General features: G+C 71.2%; 20 protein-coding genes. 6 read left to right on the top strand and 14 right to left on the bottom strand.

Annotation, left to right across the window (positions count from 1 at the left end):
- Positions 1–267: 267 nt before the first annotated feature.
- Positions 268–1041, top strand: coding sequence for a murein hydrolase activator EnvC family protein (locus AC1DCT_RS01690; protein WP_477427153.1), 774 nt, complete (start codon positions 268–270; stop codon positions 1039–1041).
- A 42-nt stretch (positions 1042–1083) separates the two neighbouring features.
- Here AC1DCT_RS01690 and AC1DCT_RS01685 read toward each other — a convergent pair whose 3' ends face one another.
- From AC1DCT_RS01685 to AC1DCT_RS01645, 9 genes are all read right to left on the bottom strand, one after another.
- Entirely contained in the window at positions 1084–1986 is a 903-nt protein-coding gene (locus AC1DCT_RS01685) for a tyrosine recombinase (RefSeq protein WP_440731651.1), read from the bottom strand.
- A 61-nt stretch (positions 1987–2047) separates the two neighbouring features.
- Positions 2048–3307, bottom strand: coding sequence for a DNA-processing protein DprA (dprA, locus tag AC1DCT_RS01680; RefSeq protein WP_477427151.1), 1260 nt, complete (start codon positions 3305–3307; stop codon positions 2048–2050).
- Positions 3304–4833, bottom strand: a complete 1530-nt coding sequence (locus AC1DCT_RS01675; RefSeq protein WP_477427149.1) for a YifB family Mg chelatase-like AAA ATPase — start codon at positions 4831–4833, stop codon at positions 3304–3306. The genes dprA and AC1DCT_RS01675 overlap by 4 nt, the downstream gene beginning before the upstream one ends.
- A complete protein-coding gene (locus AC1DCT_RS01670) occupies positions 4830–5192 on the bottom strand; it encodes a YraN family protein (RefSeq protein ID WP_440731648.1) in 363 nt (120 codons plus the stop codon). Before AC1DCT_RS01670 ends, AC1DCT_RS01675 begins: the two co-directional genes overlap by 4 nt.
- A gap of 140 nt (positions 5193–5332) precedes the next feature.
- Complete coding sequence (locus tag AC1DCT_RS01665) at positions 5333–5659, bottom strand: DUF2469 family protein (protein WP_045273217.1); 327 nt, start codon at positions 5657–5659, stop codon at positions 5333–5335.
- 53 nt (positions 5660–5712) lie between these two features.
- Positions 5713–6372 (bottom strand): ribonuclease HII, encoded by a 660-nt coding sequence (locus AC1DCT_RS01660; protein WP_441975821.1) that lies wholly within the window; start codon positions 6370–6372, stop codon positions 5713–5715.
- The gene (gene lepB / locus AC1DCT_RS01655; protein WP_477427147.1) at positions 6353–7138 is read right to left on the bottom strand and encodes a signal peptidase I; all 786 of its coding nucleotides are present in this window, start codon (positions 7136–7138) and stop codon (positions 6353–6355) included. The genes AC1DCT_RS01660 and lepB overlap by 20 nt, the downstream gene beginning before the upstream one ends.
- A 119-nt stretch (positions 7139–7257) precedes the next feature.
- On the bottom strand, positions 7258–7608 hold the full coding sequence (gene rplS, locus AC1DCT_RS01650; protein ID WP_440732424.1) for a 50S ribosomal protein L19: 351 nt from the start codon (positions 7606–7608) through the stop codon (positions 7258–7260).
- A 251-nt stretch (positions 7609–7859) separates the two neighbouring features.
- Positions 7860–8372, bottom strand: a complete 513-nt coding sequence (locus AC1DCT_RS01645) for an MFS transporter permease (RefSeq protein WP_477427145.1) — start codon at positions 8370–8372, stop codon at positions 7860–7862.
- Between the two features lie 120 nt (positions 8373–8492).
- Here AC1DCT_RS01645 and map point away from each other — a divergent pair, with 120 nt between their 5' ends.
- Both map and AC1DCT_RS01635 read left to right on the top strand, forming a co-directional pair.
- Entirely contained in the window at positions 8493–9275 is a 783-nt protein-coding gene (gene map / locus AC1DCT_RS01640) for a type I methionyl aminopeptidase (RefSeq protein ID WP_441975819.1), read from the top strand.
- 81 nt (positions 9276–9356) lie between these two features.
- Positions 9357–9947: a histidine phosphatase family protein gene (locus AC1DCT_RS01635; protein ID WP_477427143.1), complete on the top strand. Its 591-nt coding sequence runs from the start codon at positions 9357–9359 to the stop codon at positions 9945–9947.
- Between the two features lie 63 nt (positions 9948–10010).
- Here the strand turns inward: AC1DCT_RS01635 and trmD are convergent, their stop codons facing one another.
- The 4 genes from trmD to rpsP are packed head-to-tail and all read right to left on the bottom strand — an operon-like array spanning position 10011 to position 12008.
- Entirely contained in the window at positions 10011–10736 is a 726-nt protein-coding gene (gene trmD / locus AC1DCT_RS01630) for a tRNA (guanosine(37)-N1)-methyltransferase TrmD (RefSeq protein ID WP_477427141.1), read from the bottom strand.
- Positions 10726–11337, bottom strand: a complete 612-nt coding sequence (gene rimM / locus AC1DCT_RS01625) for a ribosome maturation factor RimM (RefSeq protein WP_440731641.1) — start codon at positions 11335–11337, stop codon at positions 10726–10728. The genes trmD and rimM overlap by 11 nt, the downstream gene beginning before the upstream one ends.
- A 2-nt stretch (positions 11338–11339) precedes the next feature.
- On the bottom strand, positions 11340–11570 hold the full coding sequence (locus tag AC1DCT_RS01620; protein WP_045273224.1) for an RNA-binding protein: 231 nt from the start codon (positions 11568–11570) through the stop codon (positions 11340–11342).
- Positions 11571–11576: 6 nt separating this feature from the next.
- The gene (rpsP, locus tag AC1DCT_RS01615) at positions 11577–12008 is read right to left on the bottom strand and encodes a 30S ribosomal protein S16 (RefSeq protein WP_441975815.1); all 432 of its coding nucleotides are present in this window, start codon (positions 12006–12008) and stop codon (positions 11577–11579) included.
- A 227-nt stretch (positions 12009–12235) separates the two neighbouring features.
- Here rpsP and AC1DCT_RS01610 point away from each other — a divergent pair, with 227 nt between their 5' ends.
- The 3 genes from AC1DCT_RS01610 to AC1DCT_RS01600 all read left to right on the top strand — a co-directional run bounded on the left by AC1DCT_RS01610 (position 12236) and on the right by AC1DCT_RS01600 (position 15430).
- Entirely contained in the window at positions 12236–13183 is a 948-nt protein-coding gene (locus AC1DCT_RS01610) for an ornithine cyclodeaminase family protein (RefSeq protein ID WP_477427139.1), read from the top strand.
- Positions 13183–14166: a proline racemase family protein gene (locus tag AC1DCT_RS01605; protein ID WP_477427137.1), complete on the top strand. Its 984-nt coding sequence runs from the start codon at positions 13183–13185 to the stop codon at positions 14164–14166. The genes AC1DCT_RS01610 and AC1DCT_RS01605 overlap by 1 nt, the downstream gene beginning before the upstream one ends.
- A 79-nt stretch (positions 14167–14245) precedes the next feature.
- Entirely contained in the window at positions 14246–15430 is a 1185-nt protein-coding gene (locus AC1DCT_RS01600; RefSeq protein ID WP_477427135.1) for a metal-dependent hydrolase family protein, read from the top strand.
- Positions 15431–15516: 86 nt separating this feature from the next.
- Here the strand turns inward: AC1DCT_RS01600 and AC1DCT_RS01595 are convergent, their stop codons facing one another.
- On the bottom strand, positions 15517–16995 hold the full coding sequence (locus tag AC1DCT_RS01595) for an aldehyde dehydrogenase family protein (RefSeq protein WP_477229164.1): 1479 nt from the start codon (positions 16993–16995) through the stop codon (positions 15517–15519).
- Positions 16996–16999: the final 4 nt, after the last annotated feature.

The following is a 16999-nucleotide window of genomic DNA, read 5'->3' as shown; positions in this document are numbered from 1 at the left end:
TTGAGGTTGTGCTGCCGATCGGGTGATCGGCGATCCTGGTGCCCGGCGCACACTCCGCTCTCCTGCGAGAGACCTGTGGAGTGTTCGCCACGTTGAACGCTGTGGGCACGCGTAGTCACCCCGACAGACGGGGTGCCGTGCAAGCATATCAGGGTCGCGACGCCGGAACACGCGCGATCCGTCCGCACAATCCCGCCGGTGCGCAGGCTGTGCACCGATTGCGCGGAAGACTCACTGAGCGAACGCCGCACGGCGGAGGATCGGAGGATGCACTCTCCTCGCCGCCTTGCCTCCCCGAATCGCGGCGGGCGTCCGCCGCTCGGGCTGCTCGCGGTGGCGGCCGCATTGCTCGGCGGGCTGCTTCCCGTGGTGCTTTCGGCGGCGACGCCGGCGGTGGTCGCGGCTGGAGGTCCTGCACGCACCGGCGACGTCGGTCAGGTCGAGGTGAGTTCGCGGGTTTCGGGCCGGGGTCCGGCAGCTTCGGGCCTTGGTCCCGCGACTCCGGGCCTTGGTCCGGCAGCGGAGGGCCTTGGTCCCGCGACTCCGGGCCTTGGTCCCGCGACTCCGGGCCTTGGTCCGGCAGCGGAGGGGCGCGCTTCGGCGGGTGGCTCCTCCTCGCTGCCGGACCACGATTGGCTCTGGCCGGTCGAGGGCGCGCGTTCGGTGCTCGTGCCGTTCCGGGCCCCCGCGCACGACTACGGACCCGGGCACCGCGGCATGGACATCGCGGCGACAGGCGGGGCCCGAGCACCGGCCGACGGCGTGATCGCGTTCCGAGGCGTGGTCGTCGACCGTCCGCTGCTGACGATCGACCACGGCAACGGCCTGGTCACGACGTTCGAGCCCGTGCAGTCGGAGTTGGCCCCCGGCACGATCGTGCATCGAGGGGAGGTCATCGCGACCCTGTCCACCGGCGGGCATACGCCCGCCGGTGCCCTGCACGTCGGTGTGCGCTGGAACGGCGTCTACATCAACCCCATGCTGCTGTTCGGCGACGTGCCGCGCGCGGTGCTGCTGCCCTGCGGGACCGACGGCTGCTGACCACTGCCACGGGCATGATGGCGACGCGCGTCCGTGCGTCCGTCACGCCCGTGGGTGCGCGAGGCGGTAGCTCGCCGCGAGGCGCTCCGCCGAGACGTGCGTGTAGATCTGGGTTGTCCCCAGACTCGCGTGCCCGAGGATCTCCTGCACCGCGCGCAGGTCCGCTCCACCGTCGAGCAGGTGCGTGGCAGCGGAGTGGCGGAGCGCGTGGGGTCCCACGGTCTCCGCGCCGATCACGGGCGCGAGCACACGGGCGACCAGTTCGTACACCGCGCGCGGTCCCAGGGCTCCTCCGCGCGCACCGCGGAACAGCGCAGGGCCTGGCCGCTCCGCGCGTGCGACGAGCACGGGTCGGGCGCGGCGCAGGTACGAGGCGACCGCATCACGCGCCGGCGCGCCGAACGGCACGACGCGCTCCCTGTCGCCCTTGCCGAGCACGCGGGCGGTGCCTCGGTCGAGGTCGACGTCGTCGACGGCGAGCCCGCACAACTCGGAGACGCGCATGCCCGATCCGTACAGGAGCTCCAGGATCGCGCTGTCGCGAAGGCGGACAGGATCTCCGTCGAGTGCGGCGTCGCGCGCCTCGTCGAGCAGCACGCGCATCGCGTCGGCCGATGCCACCGCCGGCAGGGTGCGCCCCCGCTTGGGTGTCACGAGGCGCAGCGCGGGGTCGTGCGCGATGAGCCCGGCCTCGGCGGCCCAGGCGAAGAACGAGCGCACCGCCGCCGTCCGTCGAGCCAGGGTCGATCGCGCGTCACCCCGCTGCGTGGCTCGCCACAGCCAGTCCCGCAGCGCCTCGAGATCGACGTCGTCGAGCGCCGCATCCGCCGTCGACGCCGCGAGATCGGCCAGATCCGACCGGTACGCGCGCACCGTCGCCGGCGACAGCCGCCGCACCTGGGCGAGGTGCGTCGTGAACGCCGTGGCGGCCTCGGATACGCGCATGACTCCAGCATGCGCTCCCCGGCTCTGCACCGGCGGGAGCACGCGCGGGCACCACGACCTCTCATTGCAGGATGCTGCGCCACCCGTGCTCGGAGCGGACCGCGCTGCCATCCAGCTCCAAGATGCCGAGGAGCGCCTCGACTCGATCCGCGCTCAGCCCGCTGCGCTGCGCGAGCTGCGTGCTGCTGCGTGGCGTGCGCACGTTCAGCTCGTCGGCCAGGCGCACCATGTCCGGATCCTCCGAGGCCGTCGCCGGCGTCACCGCGGCGACCCCGAGCAGCTCGCGCACGTCGGCGACGGACGTGATGCAGCGCGCGTCGTAGTCGCGCAGCAGCCGGTGGCAGCCCGCGGACGCCGTCGAGGTGATCGGACCCGGTACGGCGCCGAGCGGCCTGCCGAGCGCGGCCGCGTGCCCCGCCGTGTTCAGGGACCCGCTGCGGTGCCCGGCCTCGACCACGACCGTCGCGGCGGAGAGCGCACTGATCAGCCTGTTGCGTGCCAGGAACCGCCACTTGGTCGGGGCAGTGCCGCAGGCCACCTCGCTCACCAGCGCGCCACTCGTCAGAATCCGCTCGAACAGCTGCGCATGCCCGCTCGGGTAAGGCCGATCCACCCCTCCGGCGAGCACGGCCACCGTCCTTCCTCCGGCACGAAGCGCGGCGCGGTGCGCCGTACCGTCGATCCCGTACGCGCCTCCGGAGAAGATCACGCGCCCCTCTGCGGCGAGCTCGGCCGCCAGCTCCCCCGCGACGTGTTCGCCGTAGCTCGACGAGGCCCTGGCGCCGACGAGCGCGACGCCGTCTCCCGTCAGCACCGTCGGATCGCCACGCAGCCACAGCGCGTGCGGGGCATGCGCACCCAGATCTGCTGCGCACGCGGGCCATTCCGGATCGGGCGGCAGCAGAAGGCTCGCTCCGATGCGTGCTGCGGTCCGCAGCGCTCCGAGATGCGGCAGCGGGTCGAGCCGGGGAGCCCAGCGTCGCCGCCCGTCCCGCAGCGCTCCCGCTGCCGGGCGGTCGTCCACGCCATCCTGGCGATCCCCCTCACCGCTCGCCATGAGGTCCAGTGCCTCCTGGGGCCCGAGCGCGGCGACGAGCGCGCCCGCGACGCCGTCGCCAGGCTCGGTGATGAGATTCCAGATCAGGCCGTCACGCACCTCGGGCCGCTCCGCATCGGGACGGACACGGGTGGCCGCCTCAAGGAAGCGCTCGTCCTCCCGGAAGGCGCGCAACCGTGCCGCGAGCGCTCCGCCGCCCGGTCCGCGCCGCTCGCTGCGCTCCGCGGCGCTCCCCGCCGCAGTGGTCTGCTCCGTCGCGCTCATGCCGTCATCCCCTTCTTCAGGAACAGGGCGCGCCCCACATGGGCGAGCCCCGGTGCGTCCGCCCCCGCCAGGTCGGCTACCGACCACGCCAGCCGCAGGACCCGGTCGTATCCGCGCAGCGTGAGGGCCCCGCGTTGCAACGCGCGATCCAACGGCGCCCGCGCCTCGGCGGGGAGCCGGAAATCTCCCTGGCGCAGCCATGTGCCTGGCACGTGCGCGTTGAGCCGCCACGGCGTGCCCCTCCAGCGCCGCGCAGCGCGGTCCCGCGCCTCCTCGACCCGCCCGCGCGCATCGGCCGTCGAGAGCGTGCCGCGCTCCTGCGTGCTGACCTGGGCGGCCGAGACACGGGCGACCCGCACATCGATGTCGAGCCTGTCCCGGATCGGACCGGACAGCCGTGCCGCATAGCGCCGGATCGCGGAGGGAGGGCAGATGCACTCCTCGCCGACCACGCCGAAGGCTCCACAAGGGCACGGATTCGTGGCGAGCACCAGCTGGAACCGCGCGGGGAAGCGCGTCGTGAACTCGGCGCGATGGATCTCGATCATCCCCGCTTCCAGTGGCTGCCGGAGCGCGTCCAGGACACCGCCCGGGGCCTCGGCCGCCTCGTCGAGGAAGAGCAGCCCGCCATGGGCTCGGGCGATCGCACCTGGCCGGGCCGCTCGGGATCCGCCGCCGATCATGGCGGCGATCGACGCACTGTGATGGGGCGCGACGAACGGCGGCCGGAGGTCCAGGCGGGTGAGGTTCTCCCCCATCAGCGAACGGATCGAGGCGGTTTCGAGGGCCAGCTCCTCGTCGAGGTCCGGGAGGATCCCGGCGAGCCTGCGCGCCAGCATGGTCTTGCCGGCGCCGGGCGGACCGGACAGGAGCAGGTGGTGCCCTCCCGCCGCGGCGGCCACGAGGGCGGCGACCGCCTCGTCCTGTCCGATCACATCCGCCAGCTCCGGCGCAGGACCACTCCGCGCCGGTGTCGCCGCGGCGAGCACCGGTTCAGGATCGCCGAGCTCGGCCAGCTCGGCACCGTGCAGCAACGCCACGTGGGCGAGGCTCACGGCCGCGTGCACCTCGAGCCCCGGTACGAGCCGGGCCTCGGCCTCATTCGCGACGGGCACCACCGCCCGCTCGAACCCGGCCTTCCGCGCCGCATGCAGCGCCGGTAGCACCCCGGGAATCGGGCGCAGCCGCCCGTCCAGTCCGAGCTCGCCCAGATGCACCGTGCGAGCGAGCGAGACCTCATCGAGGGATCCGGTCGTGCCGAACGCCGCGATCGCGATCGCGAGATCGAACGCGGCCCCGTGCTTGGGCAGGCCGGCGGGCGACAGGTTCACCGTGAGCTTGCGCCGCGGCAGGTCGAGGCCGCTGTTGCGGCAGGCGTTGTGCACACGGCGCACCGCCTCGCCGAGCGCGCGGTCCGCAAGCCCGATGAGATCGAACCCCGGCGTCTGCTGCGAGAGATCCGCCTCGACGTCCACCATGTGGCCGTTCAGCCCGGTCAGGGCGACCGCCCAGGTGCGCGCGGTCATCGCAGATCCTGCAGGTGTTCGAGGACTCCGATCGCCGGATCCGCGCCCACGATCCCGATCGCCTCGAGCCGCAGCGCCTGCCCCCGGCTCGCCATCGGGTGCTCCCGCACCCATACGTGCACCAGTCGCCACAGCCGCTGCCGCTTGCGCTCGTCGATCGCTTCGAACGGGTGTCCGTAGTCGAGGGTGCGCCGAGTCTTCACCTCGACGAACGCCAGCGTGCCATCGCGCTGCGCGACGATGTCGAGCTCACCCTGATCGCACCGCCAGTTGCGGTCGAGGATCCGGTATCCGAGTCGGGTCAGGTGCGCTGCGGCGCGGTCCTCCCCCGCGCGTCCGAGATCGTCTTTGGCTGCCATGATCGACAGCCTGACCGCCGCTGCGGCGTCGTGGAGCGCCGTTCACGCAACCCGTGCGCAATCGGCGGGATCATCCGCCTGGGGAGGAAGATCGCGGGAGGGGCAGCGGTCAGGCCAGAGGGCGCCCGCCACGGCATGAATCACTCGCCGTCGAGTGAGAGCTCCTGCGGCAGTTCGAACTCGCGGCGCGACAGCTCCTCGACGTTCACGTCCTTGAACGTGAGCACGCGCACGGACTTCACGAAGCGGTCGGCGCGGTAGATGTCCCACACCCAGACGTCATTCATGGACACTTCGAAGTAGAAGTCATGCTCGGTGTCCCGGCGCACCACGTTGACCTCGTTGGCGAGGTAGAAACGGCGCTCGGTCTCGACCACGTACTGGAACTGCAGGACCACGTCGCGGTACTCGCGGTACAGGGCGAGCTCGAGCTCACGGTCGTAGTCGTCGAAGGCGTCGTCATCCATGATCCCCCCATCCTACGAGAGCGGGATCCGCGGGGCCGCATCCTCGCGCGCGGTCAGAACAGCGTGGGCGCGTCGGCGATCGCCCAGGACAAGCGGTGGTGGCGGGTCAACCCGCGCAGACGGATCGCCTCGCGGTGCTCGATGCTCGCGTAACCCTTGTTCCGCTCCCACTGGTAGTGCGGGAACTCGGGCGCCAGGTCGACCATGAGGGCATCGCGTGCCACCTTGGCCAGCACCGAGGCCGCGGCCACCGACGCGCAGTCCCGGTCGGCCTTGATGATCGAGCGCACGTTCAGGCGCCCGGGATGCACGGCAGAGACGTAGTCGTGGTTGCCATCGAGGATCACGAGCGCCGTCGAGGCCTCCCAGGCGTCCCCACAAGCCGCGATGATCGCACGGGACGCGGCGAGGCCCAATGCGCGCATGATGCCGACCTCGTCGATCTCGGCGCTCGAGGCCCAGCCCACCGCGCTCGCAGGCGCCCAGGCGCCGGCACGGTCGGCGACCTCGGGCCGGCGCTTCTCCGGCACCAGCTTGGAGTCGCGCAATCCCTGCGGCACCCGCCGTCGTGCGGCGGCCGCGTCCACCACGGTCGCGCCGACGGCCACCGGGCCGGCCAGCGCTCCTCGCCCGACCTCGTCCAGGGCGATGAGATGGGAGTGCTCCCGCAGCAGCCGCCGCTCGAGGACCAGGCTAGGCTCGACGACCGCCACGGCGGCGCTCCTGTGGCTTCGGCTTCGACACCCCGTTGAACACGGCGTAGTGACCGTCGACGAGGCCGAACCGGTCGAACGGCCACGTGGTGAGGAATGCGCGCCCGACGATGTTCTGCATCGGCACGAATCCGCCCCCGGGCTGATCCTGGTGATAGCGCGAGTCCTCGGAGCGCGTGCGGTTGTCCCCCAGCACCCACACCGCGCCCTTGGGCACGGTGACATCGAACGGGATGCTGGACGCGCGTGCGTCGCCCACGCCGGGTTTGAGATACGACGACTCGTCGATCGGAGCGCCGTTCACGGTGAGCTGGCCCAGTGAGTTGCAGCACACGACATGATCACCCGGAAGGCCGATGAGGCGCTTGACCAGATGGTCGTCCGAGTCGGGGGCGGCGACCCCGATCAGGGTGAGGAACCATTCCCCGGCCTCGAACAGCGGGGACCGCGGCGGCTGCGGCGGCGCCGGCGGCAGCCAGCCGCCCGGATCCTTGAAGACCACGACGTCGCCGCGGTGATAGCCGTTCCAGTGCGGAGTGACCTCATCGACGAGGATGCGGTCCTTGACGAGCAGCGTGTTCTCCATCGAGCCGGACGGGATGTAGAAGCTGCGCACCACGAAGGTCTTCACGAGGAAGGAGACCAGCACCGCGATGAGCAGGATCACCACGACGTCGCGGAGGAAGATCACCCAGCCGCGTCGTCGCGGCGTCGCCTGCTCCCGCACCGCGTCGGCGGGTCCGGCCGCCGCGAGCTCTTCCGTCATGCGCCATCCTTCACAGGCCTCGGCCGTCGACTGACGGCGCCTTCCAGCTTCTCATGTCCAGGGAACGAACAAGCGCCCCGGGAACCGTGTCTCGGGGCGCTTGTTCGAAAGCGGATGGGTCAGCGCGCGTCGCGCTTCTCCTTGATCTTCGCCTTCTTGCCGCGCAGGTTGCGGAGGTAGTACAGCTTGGCGCGGCGCACGTCGCCGCGGGTGACGACCTCGATGTGGTCGATCACCGGGGAGTGCACCGGGAAGGTGCGCTCGACGCCCACCTGGAAGCTGATCTTGCGGACCACGAAGGTCTCGCGCACACCGTCGCCCGAGCGGCCGATGACGACGCCCTGGAAGACCTGGATACGGGAGCGGCTGCCCTCGATGATGTTGACGTGCACCTTGACGGTGTCGCCGGGGAAGAAGTCGGGGATGTCGGAGCGGAGCGAAGCCGCGTCGACGACGTCGAGGATCTGCATGATCGTCTCTCTCTGCATTCGCCTCAGGTCGCATGCATGTAGGAAGGGGTGAAAGGAGTGTTGTGTGCCGAACGGAGCGCTGAGCGCCCGCGGGTTCCCCTGAGGCAGAACCGGGTCACGGCACAAAGAACCATTCTGCCATGGAACCGGATCAGCACCAAAACGGGATCGGCCCCTCCCGGCCCGCGGCTCAGCGCGCGGAGAGGTCGCGCCCGGGGCGCGAGGAAGACCGCGGCCGCGCGCTCCGGGCGTCAGGCCCCTGAACGGTCCGTCTCCGTGATGACGAAGACGTCTCCCTGCTGCGACATCCGCTCTCGCTCAGGGCCGCCAGGATCCCCGTATGCCGCGGCGCGCATCGCTTCGCCGTCGATCGCGAATGCGGCCCTGCCGCGCTCCGCCAGGTCCTTCCAGAGCTGCCAGAGGGTCGACCAGAACAGGCCGAGGAACGCCACGATGGTGCCGGTCAGCAGCCAGCCAAACGCGCTCTGCGGGAAGAAGCCCAAGGCGATCGTGAGGCCATGCCACACGGTGAACCCGATGACGTCGCGCCAGGAGACCGCGCGCTCCTCTCGGACGGTCGGGCGCGCGCGCACGAGCAACCCCAACGCCACCTCACCGACGAGCACCGAGGGCAGAGCGACGAACAGCACCCAGAGGAAGGCCCAGCCTCCGGCCTGGAACACACCCCAGCCGATGAACAGCCACAGCGGCAGCACCAGGGCGGCCGGGAACAGCCAGGAGAAGAAAGCGCGCCGGATCCACATACCGCGATGCTACGTCGGGGGCACCGACGCGGATCCGCGCGTTCGCTGTGAGCGTCGCCGGCGGAGAGGCGTCGGCCGCCAGAGAGGTAGGAGAGAATGGACCAGACGAGAGGACTGGGAATGATCGAACTGCGCACCCCCGCCGAGATCGAGGAGATGCGGGCGGCCGGACGCTTCGTGGCGGAGACGCTGGCGACGCTGCGTGCCGAGACCAAGGTGGGCACGAACCTGCTCTCGATCGATCGGCGCGCGCACGACATGATCCGCAAGGCCGGTGCCGAGTCCTGCTACATCGACTACCACCCCTCGTTCGGCGCGAGCCCGTTCGGGAAGGTCATCTGCACGTCCGTGAACGACGCCGTGCTGCACGGACTGCCCCACGACTACACACTGCGCGACGGCGACCTCGTCTCCCTCGACTTCGCCGTCTCCGTCGACGGCTGGGTCGCCGACTCCGCCGTGTCGTTCGTGGTCGGCACCCCGCGCGATGAGGACCTTCGCCTCATCGACACGACCGAGCGCGCCCTGGATGCCGCGATCGCGGCGGCCGTGGTCGGCAACCGGATCGGCGACATCTCGGCCTCGATCGCCGCCGTCGCTCACGGCGAGGGCTACTCGATCAACACGGACTTCGGCGGGCATGGCGTCGGCCGCATCATGCACGGCGACCCGCACGTGCCCAACGACGGCCGGCCCGGACGCGGCTTCCCGCTGCGCGCCGGCCTCGTGATGGCGCTGGAGCCCTGGTTCCTCGCGACCACGGACGAGCTCGTCACCGACCCGGACGGCTGGACGCTGCGCAGTGCCGACGGCTCCCGTGGCTCGCACTCGGAGCACACGGTCGCGATCACCGAGGACGGCCCGATCATCCTCACCGACCGCACGTTCCTCGGCGTCGACTGATCCCGGATGCGCACGCGCTGAGGCGCACCCCGGAGCCGAGCGGCCGCTGTGCCGAAGCGGGTGCTGTGCCATTCTGTCGGCATGCCTCTCGCCGCACGGATGCCGGATCGCCTGTTCCTCGCGCGGCATGGCCAGACCGAGTGGAATCTCGAGCGCCGGATGCAAGGTCGGCTCGACTCCCCACTCACCTCCGCCGGCATCGAGCACGCGCATGCGATCGCACGGCAGCTGGAAAGCTCAGGCGTCGGGCTGATCTGCACGAGTCCGCTGGGACGCGCACGACGCACCGCGGAGATCGTCGCCGAACACCTCGATGTGGCCGTGGTCGTCGTCGACGAACTCGCGGAGGTGGATCTGGGGACCTTCGCGGGGCGCACCTGGGATGAGATCGATGAGACCCACCCCGGTGTCCGCGCCCTGCGGTCGGAGAACCGATACGGATGGGCGTTCCCCGGTGGCGAAAGCTACGCGTCGGCGCGACCGCGGGCACTCCGGGCGCTGGAGGAGTGCTCCTGGGCCGGTGAAGGGACACCGCTGCTCGTCACGCACGAGATGATCGGCCGGCTGCTGCGCGGCGCCATGCTCGGGTACGGGCATGCGGACACGCTCGCGCTGCGCCACCCGCATGGGATCGTCTTCGAACTCGCCCACGGAACAGAGCGCCTGCTCTGAGAAGGTCCGTCAGGATCCCGATCCGCCTCCGGTCGGTCGCCATGAGGCAGCGCGGGACGGCGCTCAGCCCTCGTCGGACAGCAGGTCGGGGCGGCGGCGGCGGGTGCGCTCGAGCTGTTGCTCCCGACGCCAGGCAGCGATCGCGCCGTGGTTCCCGCTCAGTAGGATCGGCGGCACCTCGCGCTCGCGCCAGACCGACGGCTTCGTGTAGGAGGGGTACTCGAGCAGGCCATCCTCATGCGATTCCTCGACGAGGCTCTCAGGGTTGCCGACGACACCGGGGATGAGCCGGCCGATCGCCTCGATCATCGCCATGACGGCGACCTCTCCCCCGTTCAGCACGTAGTCGCCGAGACTGATCAGGCGCACTTCGCCGAGGCTTGCGGCCTCCTCGAACACGCGCTCGTCGATGCCCTCGTAACGGCCGCAGCCGAAGATCAGATGCTCGCGGTCGGCGAGCTCGCGCGCGGTCGACTGCCGGAACACCTCGCCCGCCGGTGACGGGAAGATGATGGTGGGGCGAGCGTCGAGCGGCTCCGGAACAGAAGCCGTGCGAGCGGGCTCGGCCGCGAGCTGTTCGAGCGCGAGCCCCCAGGGCTCCGGCTTCATGACCATGCCGGCGCCGCCCCCGTAGGGCGTGTCGTCGACGGTGCGGTGCCGATCGCTCGTCCAGTCCCGCAGGTCGTGGACGTTCAGGTCCAGGATCCCGCTGTCGCGCGCCTTGCCCAGCAGCGAGAGGGTCAGCCCGTCGAAGTACGACGGGAAGATCGAGACGACGTCAATCCGCACCGGGAGCGTCCTGCTCGGAGGCGTCGGCGGGTGCGTCCTCGTCCGCGAGCTCCTCGAACAGTCCGGCGGGCGGCGTCACGACGATGCGTCCGGCGGCGATGTCCACGGTCGGCACGATCGCCGAGACGAATGGCACCATGATCTCGGATCCGTTCCCCGATGCAGGCCGGACGATGAGCAGATCCTGCGCGGGAAGGTGATCGACGCGGATCACGCGCCCGACGACGACGTCATCGCGGACGACGTCCAGCCCGGTGAGCTGGTGGTCATACCAGGCGTCGTCTTCGGGCTCCTCGGTCTCGTCCTGGTCGATCCACAGGATCGCCTTGACCAGGCCTTCGGCCGCGGTGCGGTCATCGACGCCCTCGAAGAACACGACGGAGCTGCCGTTCATCACCCGGTGCTCGCGGACGGTGATGGACTTGCCGTGCCACGGAGATGCCTCAGGCACCTGCAACGTGAACTCGGCGCCGGGCACGAAGCGCCCGGCCGGATCGTCGGTGTACAGCTCCAGCTTGAGCGCGCCCTTGAGGCCGTGCGCCTTGACGAGGCGCCCGACGCGCAGCTGGTTGCGGCCTGACGGGCGGTCGGTGGTGGCCACGCTCAGTCGTCCGCGACGTCGACGCGAACGCGACGTCCGTCCGCGAGCGCGGTGATCAGCGTCCGCAGGGCCTTGGCGGTGCGGCCGCCGCGCCCGATCACGCGACCTCGGTCATCGGGGTGCACGTGCACCTCGAGGACGTCGCCGCGGGGCGACGAGGTGGCGGTGATGGTCACATCCTCCGGGTGATCGACGATCCCCGAGACGATGTGCTCGAGCGCGGCAGCCAGCACGACGGATTACTCCGCGTCGGTCGCAGCGTCGGCTGCGTCCTCGGCGGCGGTCTCGACGGAAGCCTCCTCGGCGGGAGCCTCCTTCTTCTCGACCTTGGGCTTGATGACCGACTTCTTGGAGGAGTCGGCCTCGAAGGCCACCTTCTCGCCGGCGACCTTGAGGGTGGACTTCGCGTCCTTGTCACCCTTGAACTTGCCCCAGTCGCCCGTGATCTTGAGGATGGCGGCGACCTGCTCGGTCGGCTGCGCGCCGACCGACAGCCAGTACTGCGCCCGCTCGGAGTCGACCTCGATGAACGAGGGCTCCTCGGTGGGGTGGTACTTGCCGATCTCCTCGATCACGCGACCGTCGCGCTTGGTGCGCGAGTCGGCGACGACGATGCGGTAGTACGGCGCGCGGATCTTGCCCAGGCGCTTGAGACGAATCTTGACAGCCACGATTCTCCTGAATGGTGTGGAAGGAAGACGAACTGATCACCTGGAGCGTGGGGTGCACACCCGGTGGAAGCTCTGCGGGTGGATCACGGCCGGATAGAGGGTCGAGCGGTGATCCAGCTGTCCATTCTGCCAGATCCGCGGCCCTGAGGCGAAACGACGCGGATCACGGTGGGTTCGACTGCCATGCGATCTGTACTGCATGACATATTACTGGGTAGAGTGAGGGCATGTCCGATGTGATCGCCGATCTCGCCCTCATCGATGCGGCGACCCTCGCGGCCCGCGTGAGCATGGCCGACGCGATCCGGGCCGTCGGCGAGGTGCTCCGCGGCGGCTTCGACCCCGAGGACGATCTGCCCCGCACGATCCTCGATATCCCGCACGGGCAGCTGCTGCTCATGCCCGCCGCCTTCGGCGGGATGGCCGGACAGAAGCTCGCCTCCGTCGCTCCGGACAACCCGGCACACGGACGGGACCGCATCCAGGCCGTCTACGTGGTGCTGGACGGCACGACGCTCGCGCCGATCGCCGTCATGGACGGCACGGCTCTCACTTCTCTGCGCACGCCGGCCGTCAGCGCCGCCGCGGTGGACGCGCTGGCCGGCCCCGATGCCGGCGACCTCGTCGTGTTCGGCACCGGACCTCAGGCCGTGCAGCACGTCCGGGCGCTCTGCACCGTGCGCGCGCTCCGAACGGTGCGCCTGATCGGACGGGATCCGGCCAAGGCCGCGGATGCCGTCGCCCACGCCCGGGACTTCGCGACGGAGGCGGATGTCGCCGTCGGATCCGTCGCGGACCTCGCCGCCGCCGACCTCATCGTGTGCGCGACCACGGCGACGGATCCGCTCTTCGCCGCCGACGCGGTGCGCACAGACGCCACCGTCGTCGCGATCGGCTCGCACGAGCCCGGTAAGGCGGAGCTGCCGCCCGCTCTGCTCGGCCGCGGTCAGGTCGTGGTGGAGAGCCGTCGCGTCGCGGCGACGGAGGCCGGGGACGTCATCCGTGCCCTGGATTCCGGCGCGCTGCGGCCGGAGGAGCTCGTCACGATGCATGAGCTCTTCACGGGGAAGGTCTCCCCCGCCAAGGACCGGCCGAGGATCGTGAAGACGTGCGGCATGGGGTGGCAGGATCTGGCGGTCGCCGCCCGCGCAGTCCGCACCGGAGAGGAGCGATGATGACCATGATCACGGAGGATTGGCACACCGCCGGAGAGCCGTTCCGGATCGTCGAGGGCGTGCCGACCCACGGTGCCACCGTCGCCGAGCGCCGGGTCGACGCGATGAACGGCGAGGCGGACGGCGTCAGACGCTTCCTCTGCCTCGAGCCCCGCGGCCACGACGACATGTACGGCGGCTTCCTCACGCCGCCCGACGACGCCGGCGCCGACTTCGGCGTGCTGTTCTGGCACAAGGACGGCTTCTCCACCGCGTGCGGGCACGGCACCATCGCACTCGGCGCCTGGGCGGTGCGCACCGGTCGCGTGCCCTCGGATCCGGACGGCGAGACGACGGTCACGATCGATGTGCCGAGCGGTCGCGTGCAGGCCCGCGTGCGACAGCAGGGCGGCCGGATCACCGAGGTGGTCTTCCGCAACGTGGAGTCGCGGGTGCTCGCGCGCGGAATCTCCCTGGAGACGTCGCACGGGCCGGTCGACATCGACCTGATCTTCGGCGGCGCCGTGTACGCGACGCTGCCCGCCTTCGCGGTCGGCCTGTCCGTGCTCCCGGAGCACACCGCCGACCTCATCCGCATCGGGCGCGAGATCAAGTGGGCGCTGAACGAGCATCCGGCCGCCCAGCTCGACGACGCGCGCCTGAGCGGCGTCTACGGCACCATCCTGGTCGACGACCTCGGACGCACCGAGCGCGGCCCCTGGCAGCGCAATGTGACGGTGTTCGCCGACGGCGAGGTGGATCGCAGCCCGTGCGGATCCGGAACAGCCGCCCGTGTGGCGCTGCTCGCGGCATCCGGCGTGCTCGGCGACGGCGAAGAGCTCACGCACGACTCGATCCTCGGAACCCGCTTCCACGCGAGCGTCGCCGAGCGCACCGCGGACGGCGTGATCCCCGAAGTGCGCGGCCTCGCGCATCGGGTCGGATCCTGCGCCTTCGAGCTCGACGAGGGCGACCCGCTGCCCGCCGGGTTCAGCCTGCGCTGACGTCCGGGGCCCGTCCTGTCGTGAGGGGTCCTGGCCCGGCCGTCCCGTCCCTCCCCCTGATCACTGCAAAGGAGCACCTATGCGCACCGGATCCCTCAGCATCCTCGGAGCCGCCGTCTGGAACGGCGAGCGCTTCGAGGAACGCGATCTGCACATCGTCGACGGCGGGGTCGCCGATCGCCCGGCCGACGGTGCGACGACCGTGGACGGCCGCGGCCAGTGGCTCATCCCCGGCCTGATCGACGCGCATTTCCATGCCTACGCGACCAGTCAGGATGGCCTCGAAGACGAGCGCGGCCCGCTGAGTTTCGCCGCGATCAACGCGACCCGCCGTCTCGGAGCGGCCCTGAGACGCGGCTTCACCACCGTGCGCGACGTGGCAGGAGGCGACATCGGGCTCGCGCGCGCGATCGATGCCGACCTCTTCGACGCGCCGCGCTACCTGTTCACCGGTCCCGCGCTGAGTCAGACCGGCGGCCACGGAGACCCCCGCTCCGCGCACATCGACATCTGCTTCACGCACGGACACATGTGCGAGATCGTCGACGGGGTCGAACCGTTGCGCCTCGCCGTCCGGAACCGGCTGCGCACGGGCGCACACGCGATCAAGGTGATGACGTCCGGCGGAGTGTTCTCGCTGACGGATCCGATCCGGGTGCCCCAGTACTCCGAGGAGGAGCTGCGGGCCGTCGTCGCCGAAGCCACCCGGCAGCAGTCCTACGTCGCCGCCCACGCGTACTCCGCGGAGGCGGTGCGGCACTCGATCGACAACGGCGTCCGGTCGATCGAGCACGGCAACCTCATCGACTCCCCGACGGCGCAGCGCATGGCCGAAGCGGGCGCCTTCCTCGTTCCCACGCTCGCCGCCTACGACGCCATGGACCGACGCGGTGCGGGGATCGGCCTCAACGCCGTCTCCCTCGCCAAGAACGCCGAGGTCCTCTCGCACGGACAGGAGGCAGTGCGTCTCGCACTCGCCGCCGGCGTCTCGGTCGGTTTCGGCACCGATCTCATGGGCGAGCTCGAGGACGATCAGCTCTGCGGGGTGCGTCTGCAGGTCGAGGCGGCCGGCGCGGCGGAGACGCTGCGATCGATGACCACGGTCAACGCCGCCCTCATCCGCGACGAGCGCGCCGGACACCTCGGCCTCGGCGCGTACGGCGACGCCGTACTGCTGACGGCCGACCCCCTGGCCGAGCCCTCGGCGCTGTGGGAGCAGGACGCGCGCGCTCTCGTGGTGCGCGCCGGGCGTGCCGTCGGCTGATCCGCCGGCGGCAGAGATGATCCGCCGAGGACGGAGAAGGGGCGGCCGCCCGTCGTCGGGCCGGCCGCCTCACTCGTGCTCGCGCCTCAGCGGGCGAACGCACCCCACTCGGTGGAGCGGCCGGCCTCGCTGCGGGTCTGCGGCACGTGCCACGGGTTGTCGTCGCGCAGCGGCGGCGGAAGCAGCTCCTGCGGCGCGTTCTGATACGCCACTCCACGCAGGAACCGGGTGATGCCGGCCGTGCCCACGCTGGTCGCATCGGTGGTCGTCGCAGGGTAGGGGCCGCCATGCTGCATCGCCGGAGTCACTGAGACGCCCGTGGGCCAGCCGCCGAACAGCACGCGGCCGCTCGTGGCGGCCAGGGCGTCGACGAGCACGTCCAGGGATCCGTCGGCCAGCTCGGCCGGACGCGCGTGCACGGTGGAGGTGAGGTTGCCGGGGAACAGCTCCTCGTGCACCGCAGGCAGCGCCGATGCGTCGGTGTAGCGCACGATGATGGACAGCGGTCCGAACGACTCCTCGAGCAGTGCCTCTCGGTGCGAGCGGAGCGTTTCGAGGTCAACGGCGACGACCGTGGGCGTGGCGTGGCGCTGTCCTTCCTCGTCCTCGTGGACCTCGCCCTCGGCGAGGACGGTCGTGCCTTCCGCACCGAGCACGGCGGACCTGCGGCCCTCGAACGCCCGCCCGATGCCGGGGTTCAGCAGGCGGTGCTCTGCCACACCCCCGACCGCGGGTGCGACCGCGGACAGGTCGGCGTCGGCCGGCACGAACAGGAAGCCCGGCTTCGTGCAGAGCTGACCGGCGGATCCGGCCACGGACGCGACGAAGCCCTGCAGCAGCTCGGCATCGGCGTATGTCGCGTACACCGGATTCACGCTGCCCAGCTCGCCGTAGAACGGGATCGGCCGTGGGCGGGCGGCGGCGATGTCCGCGAGCAGACGCCCGACGTGCGTGGAGCCGGTGAAGGCCCCCGCGCGGATCCGCTCGTCCTGCAGCAGGTCGACGCCGTTCTGCTGCCCCTCGATGAGCTGGAACACGCCCGTCGGCATCCCGGCGCCTTCGAGTGCCGCCGCGGCGATGGCGGCTGTGCGCCGGGACAGCTCGGGGTGCCCCGAGTGCGCCTTGACCACGACCGGGCAGCCCGCGGCGAGGGCCGCCGCGGAGTCTCCGCCGGCGACCGAGAACGCGAACGGGAAGTTCGACGCCGCGAAGTTCAGCACCGGTCCGACCGGCTCCAGCACGCGGCGGACGTCCGGACGCGGGCCGATCACGTAGTCGGGATCCGCCGCGTCGATCCGCGCGTCGAGGTAGGCGCCGCCGGCGATCGTGTCGGCGAACAGGCGCAGCTGCCAGGAGGTGCGCTTCACCTCGCCCGTGAGCCGCGCCTCGGTGAGGCCGGTCTCCCCCATCGCGATCGCGATGAGTTCTCCCGCGTGCGCGTCGAGGGCGTCGGCGACCGCGACGAGCGCGGCGCCGCGATCCGTCGGCGACGTGGCGGCGAAGGCGCGGGCCGCGGACGCGGCCCGCGCGGCGACCTCGGACACGGTGGGCGTGCTCTCAGACATGCAT

Source organism: Microbacterium sp. 10L49, from assembly GCF_056395125.1.
This window is presented reverse-complemented; position numbering and strand designations above follow the sequence as displayed.

Bases quoted from the DNA above. Each gene is read 5' to 3' on its own strand.
- AC1DCT_RS01675 (WP_477427149.1), bottom strand. From the start codon at position 4,833: ATGACCGCGCGCACCTGGGCGGTCGCCCTGACCGGGCTGAACGGCCAC.
- AC1DCT_RS01605 (WP_477427137.1), top strand. From the start codon at position 13,183: ATGACCATGATCACGGAGGATTGGCACACCGCCGGAGAGCCGTTCCGG.
- AC1DCT_RS01610 (WP_477427139.1), top strand. From the start codon at position 12,236: ATGTCCGATGTGATCGCCGATCTCGCCCTCATCGATGCGGCGACCCTC.
- rplS (WP_440732424.1), bottom strand. From the start codon at position 7,608: ATGCAGATCCTCGACGTCGTCGACGCGGCTTCGCTCCGCTCCGACATC.
- AC1DCT_RS01595 (WP_477229164.1), bottom strand. From the start codon at position 16,995: ATGTCTGAGAGCACGCCCACCGTGTCCGAGGTCGCCGCGCGGGCCGCG.
- AC1DCT_RS01665 (WP_045273217.1), bottom strand. From the start codon at position 5,659: ATGGATGACGACGCCTTCGACGACTACGACCGTGAGCTCGAGCTCGCC.
- AC1DCT_RS01690 (WP_477427153.1), top strand. From the start codon at position 268: ATGCACTCTCCTCGCCGCCTTGCCTCCCCGAATCGCGGCGGGCGTCCG.
- AC1DCT_RS01645 (WP_477427145.1), bottom strand. From the start codon at position 8,372: ATGTGGATCCGGCGCGCTTTCTTCTCCTGGCTGTTCCCGGCCGCCCTG.
- map (WP_441975819.1), top strand. From the start codon at position 8,493: ATGATCGAACTGCGCACCCCCGCCGAGATCGAGGAGATGCGGGCGGCC.
- AC1DCT_RS01670 (WP_440731648.1), bottom strand. From the start codon at position 5,192: ATGGCAGCCAAAGACGATCTCGGACGCGCGGGGGAGGACCGCGCCGCA.
- lepB (WP_477427147.1), bottom strand. From the start codon at position 7,138: ATGACGGAAGAGCTCGCGGCGGCCGGACCCGCCGACGCGGTGCGGGAG.
- AC1DCT_RS01600 (WP_477427135.1), top strand. From the start codon at position 14,246: ATGCGCACCGGATCCCTCAGCATCCTCGGAGCCGCCGTCTGGAACGGC.
- AC1DCT_RS01635 (WP_477427143.1), top strand. From the start codon at position 9,357: ATGCCTCTCGCCGCACGGATGCCGGATCGCCTGTTCCTCGCGCGGCAT.
- dprA (WP_477427151.1), bottom strand. From the start codon at position 3,307: ATGAGCGCGACGGAGCAGACCACTGCGGCGGGGAGCGCCGCGGAGCGC.
- AC1DCT_RS01685 (WP_440731651.1), bottom strand. From the start codon at position 1,986: ATGCGCGTATCCGAGGCCGCCACGGCGTTCACGACGCACCTCGCCCAG.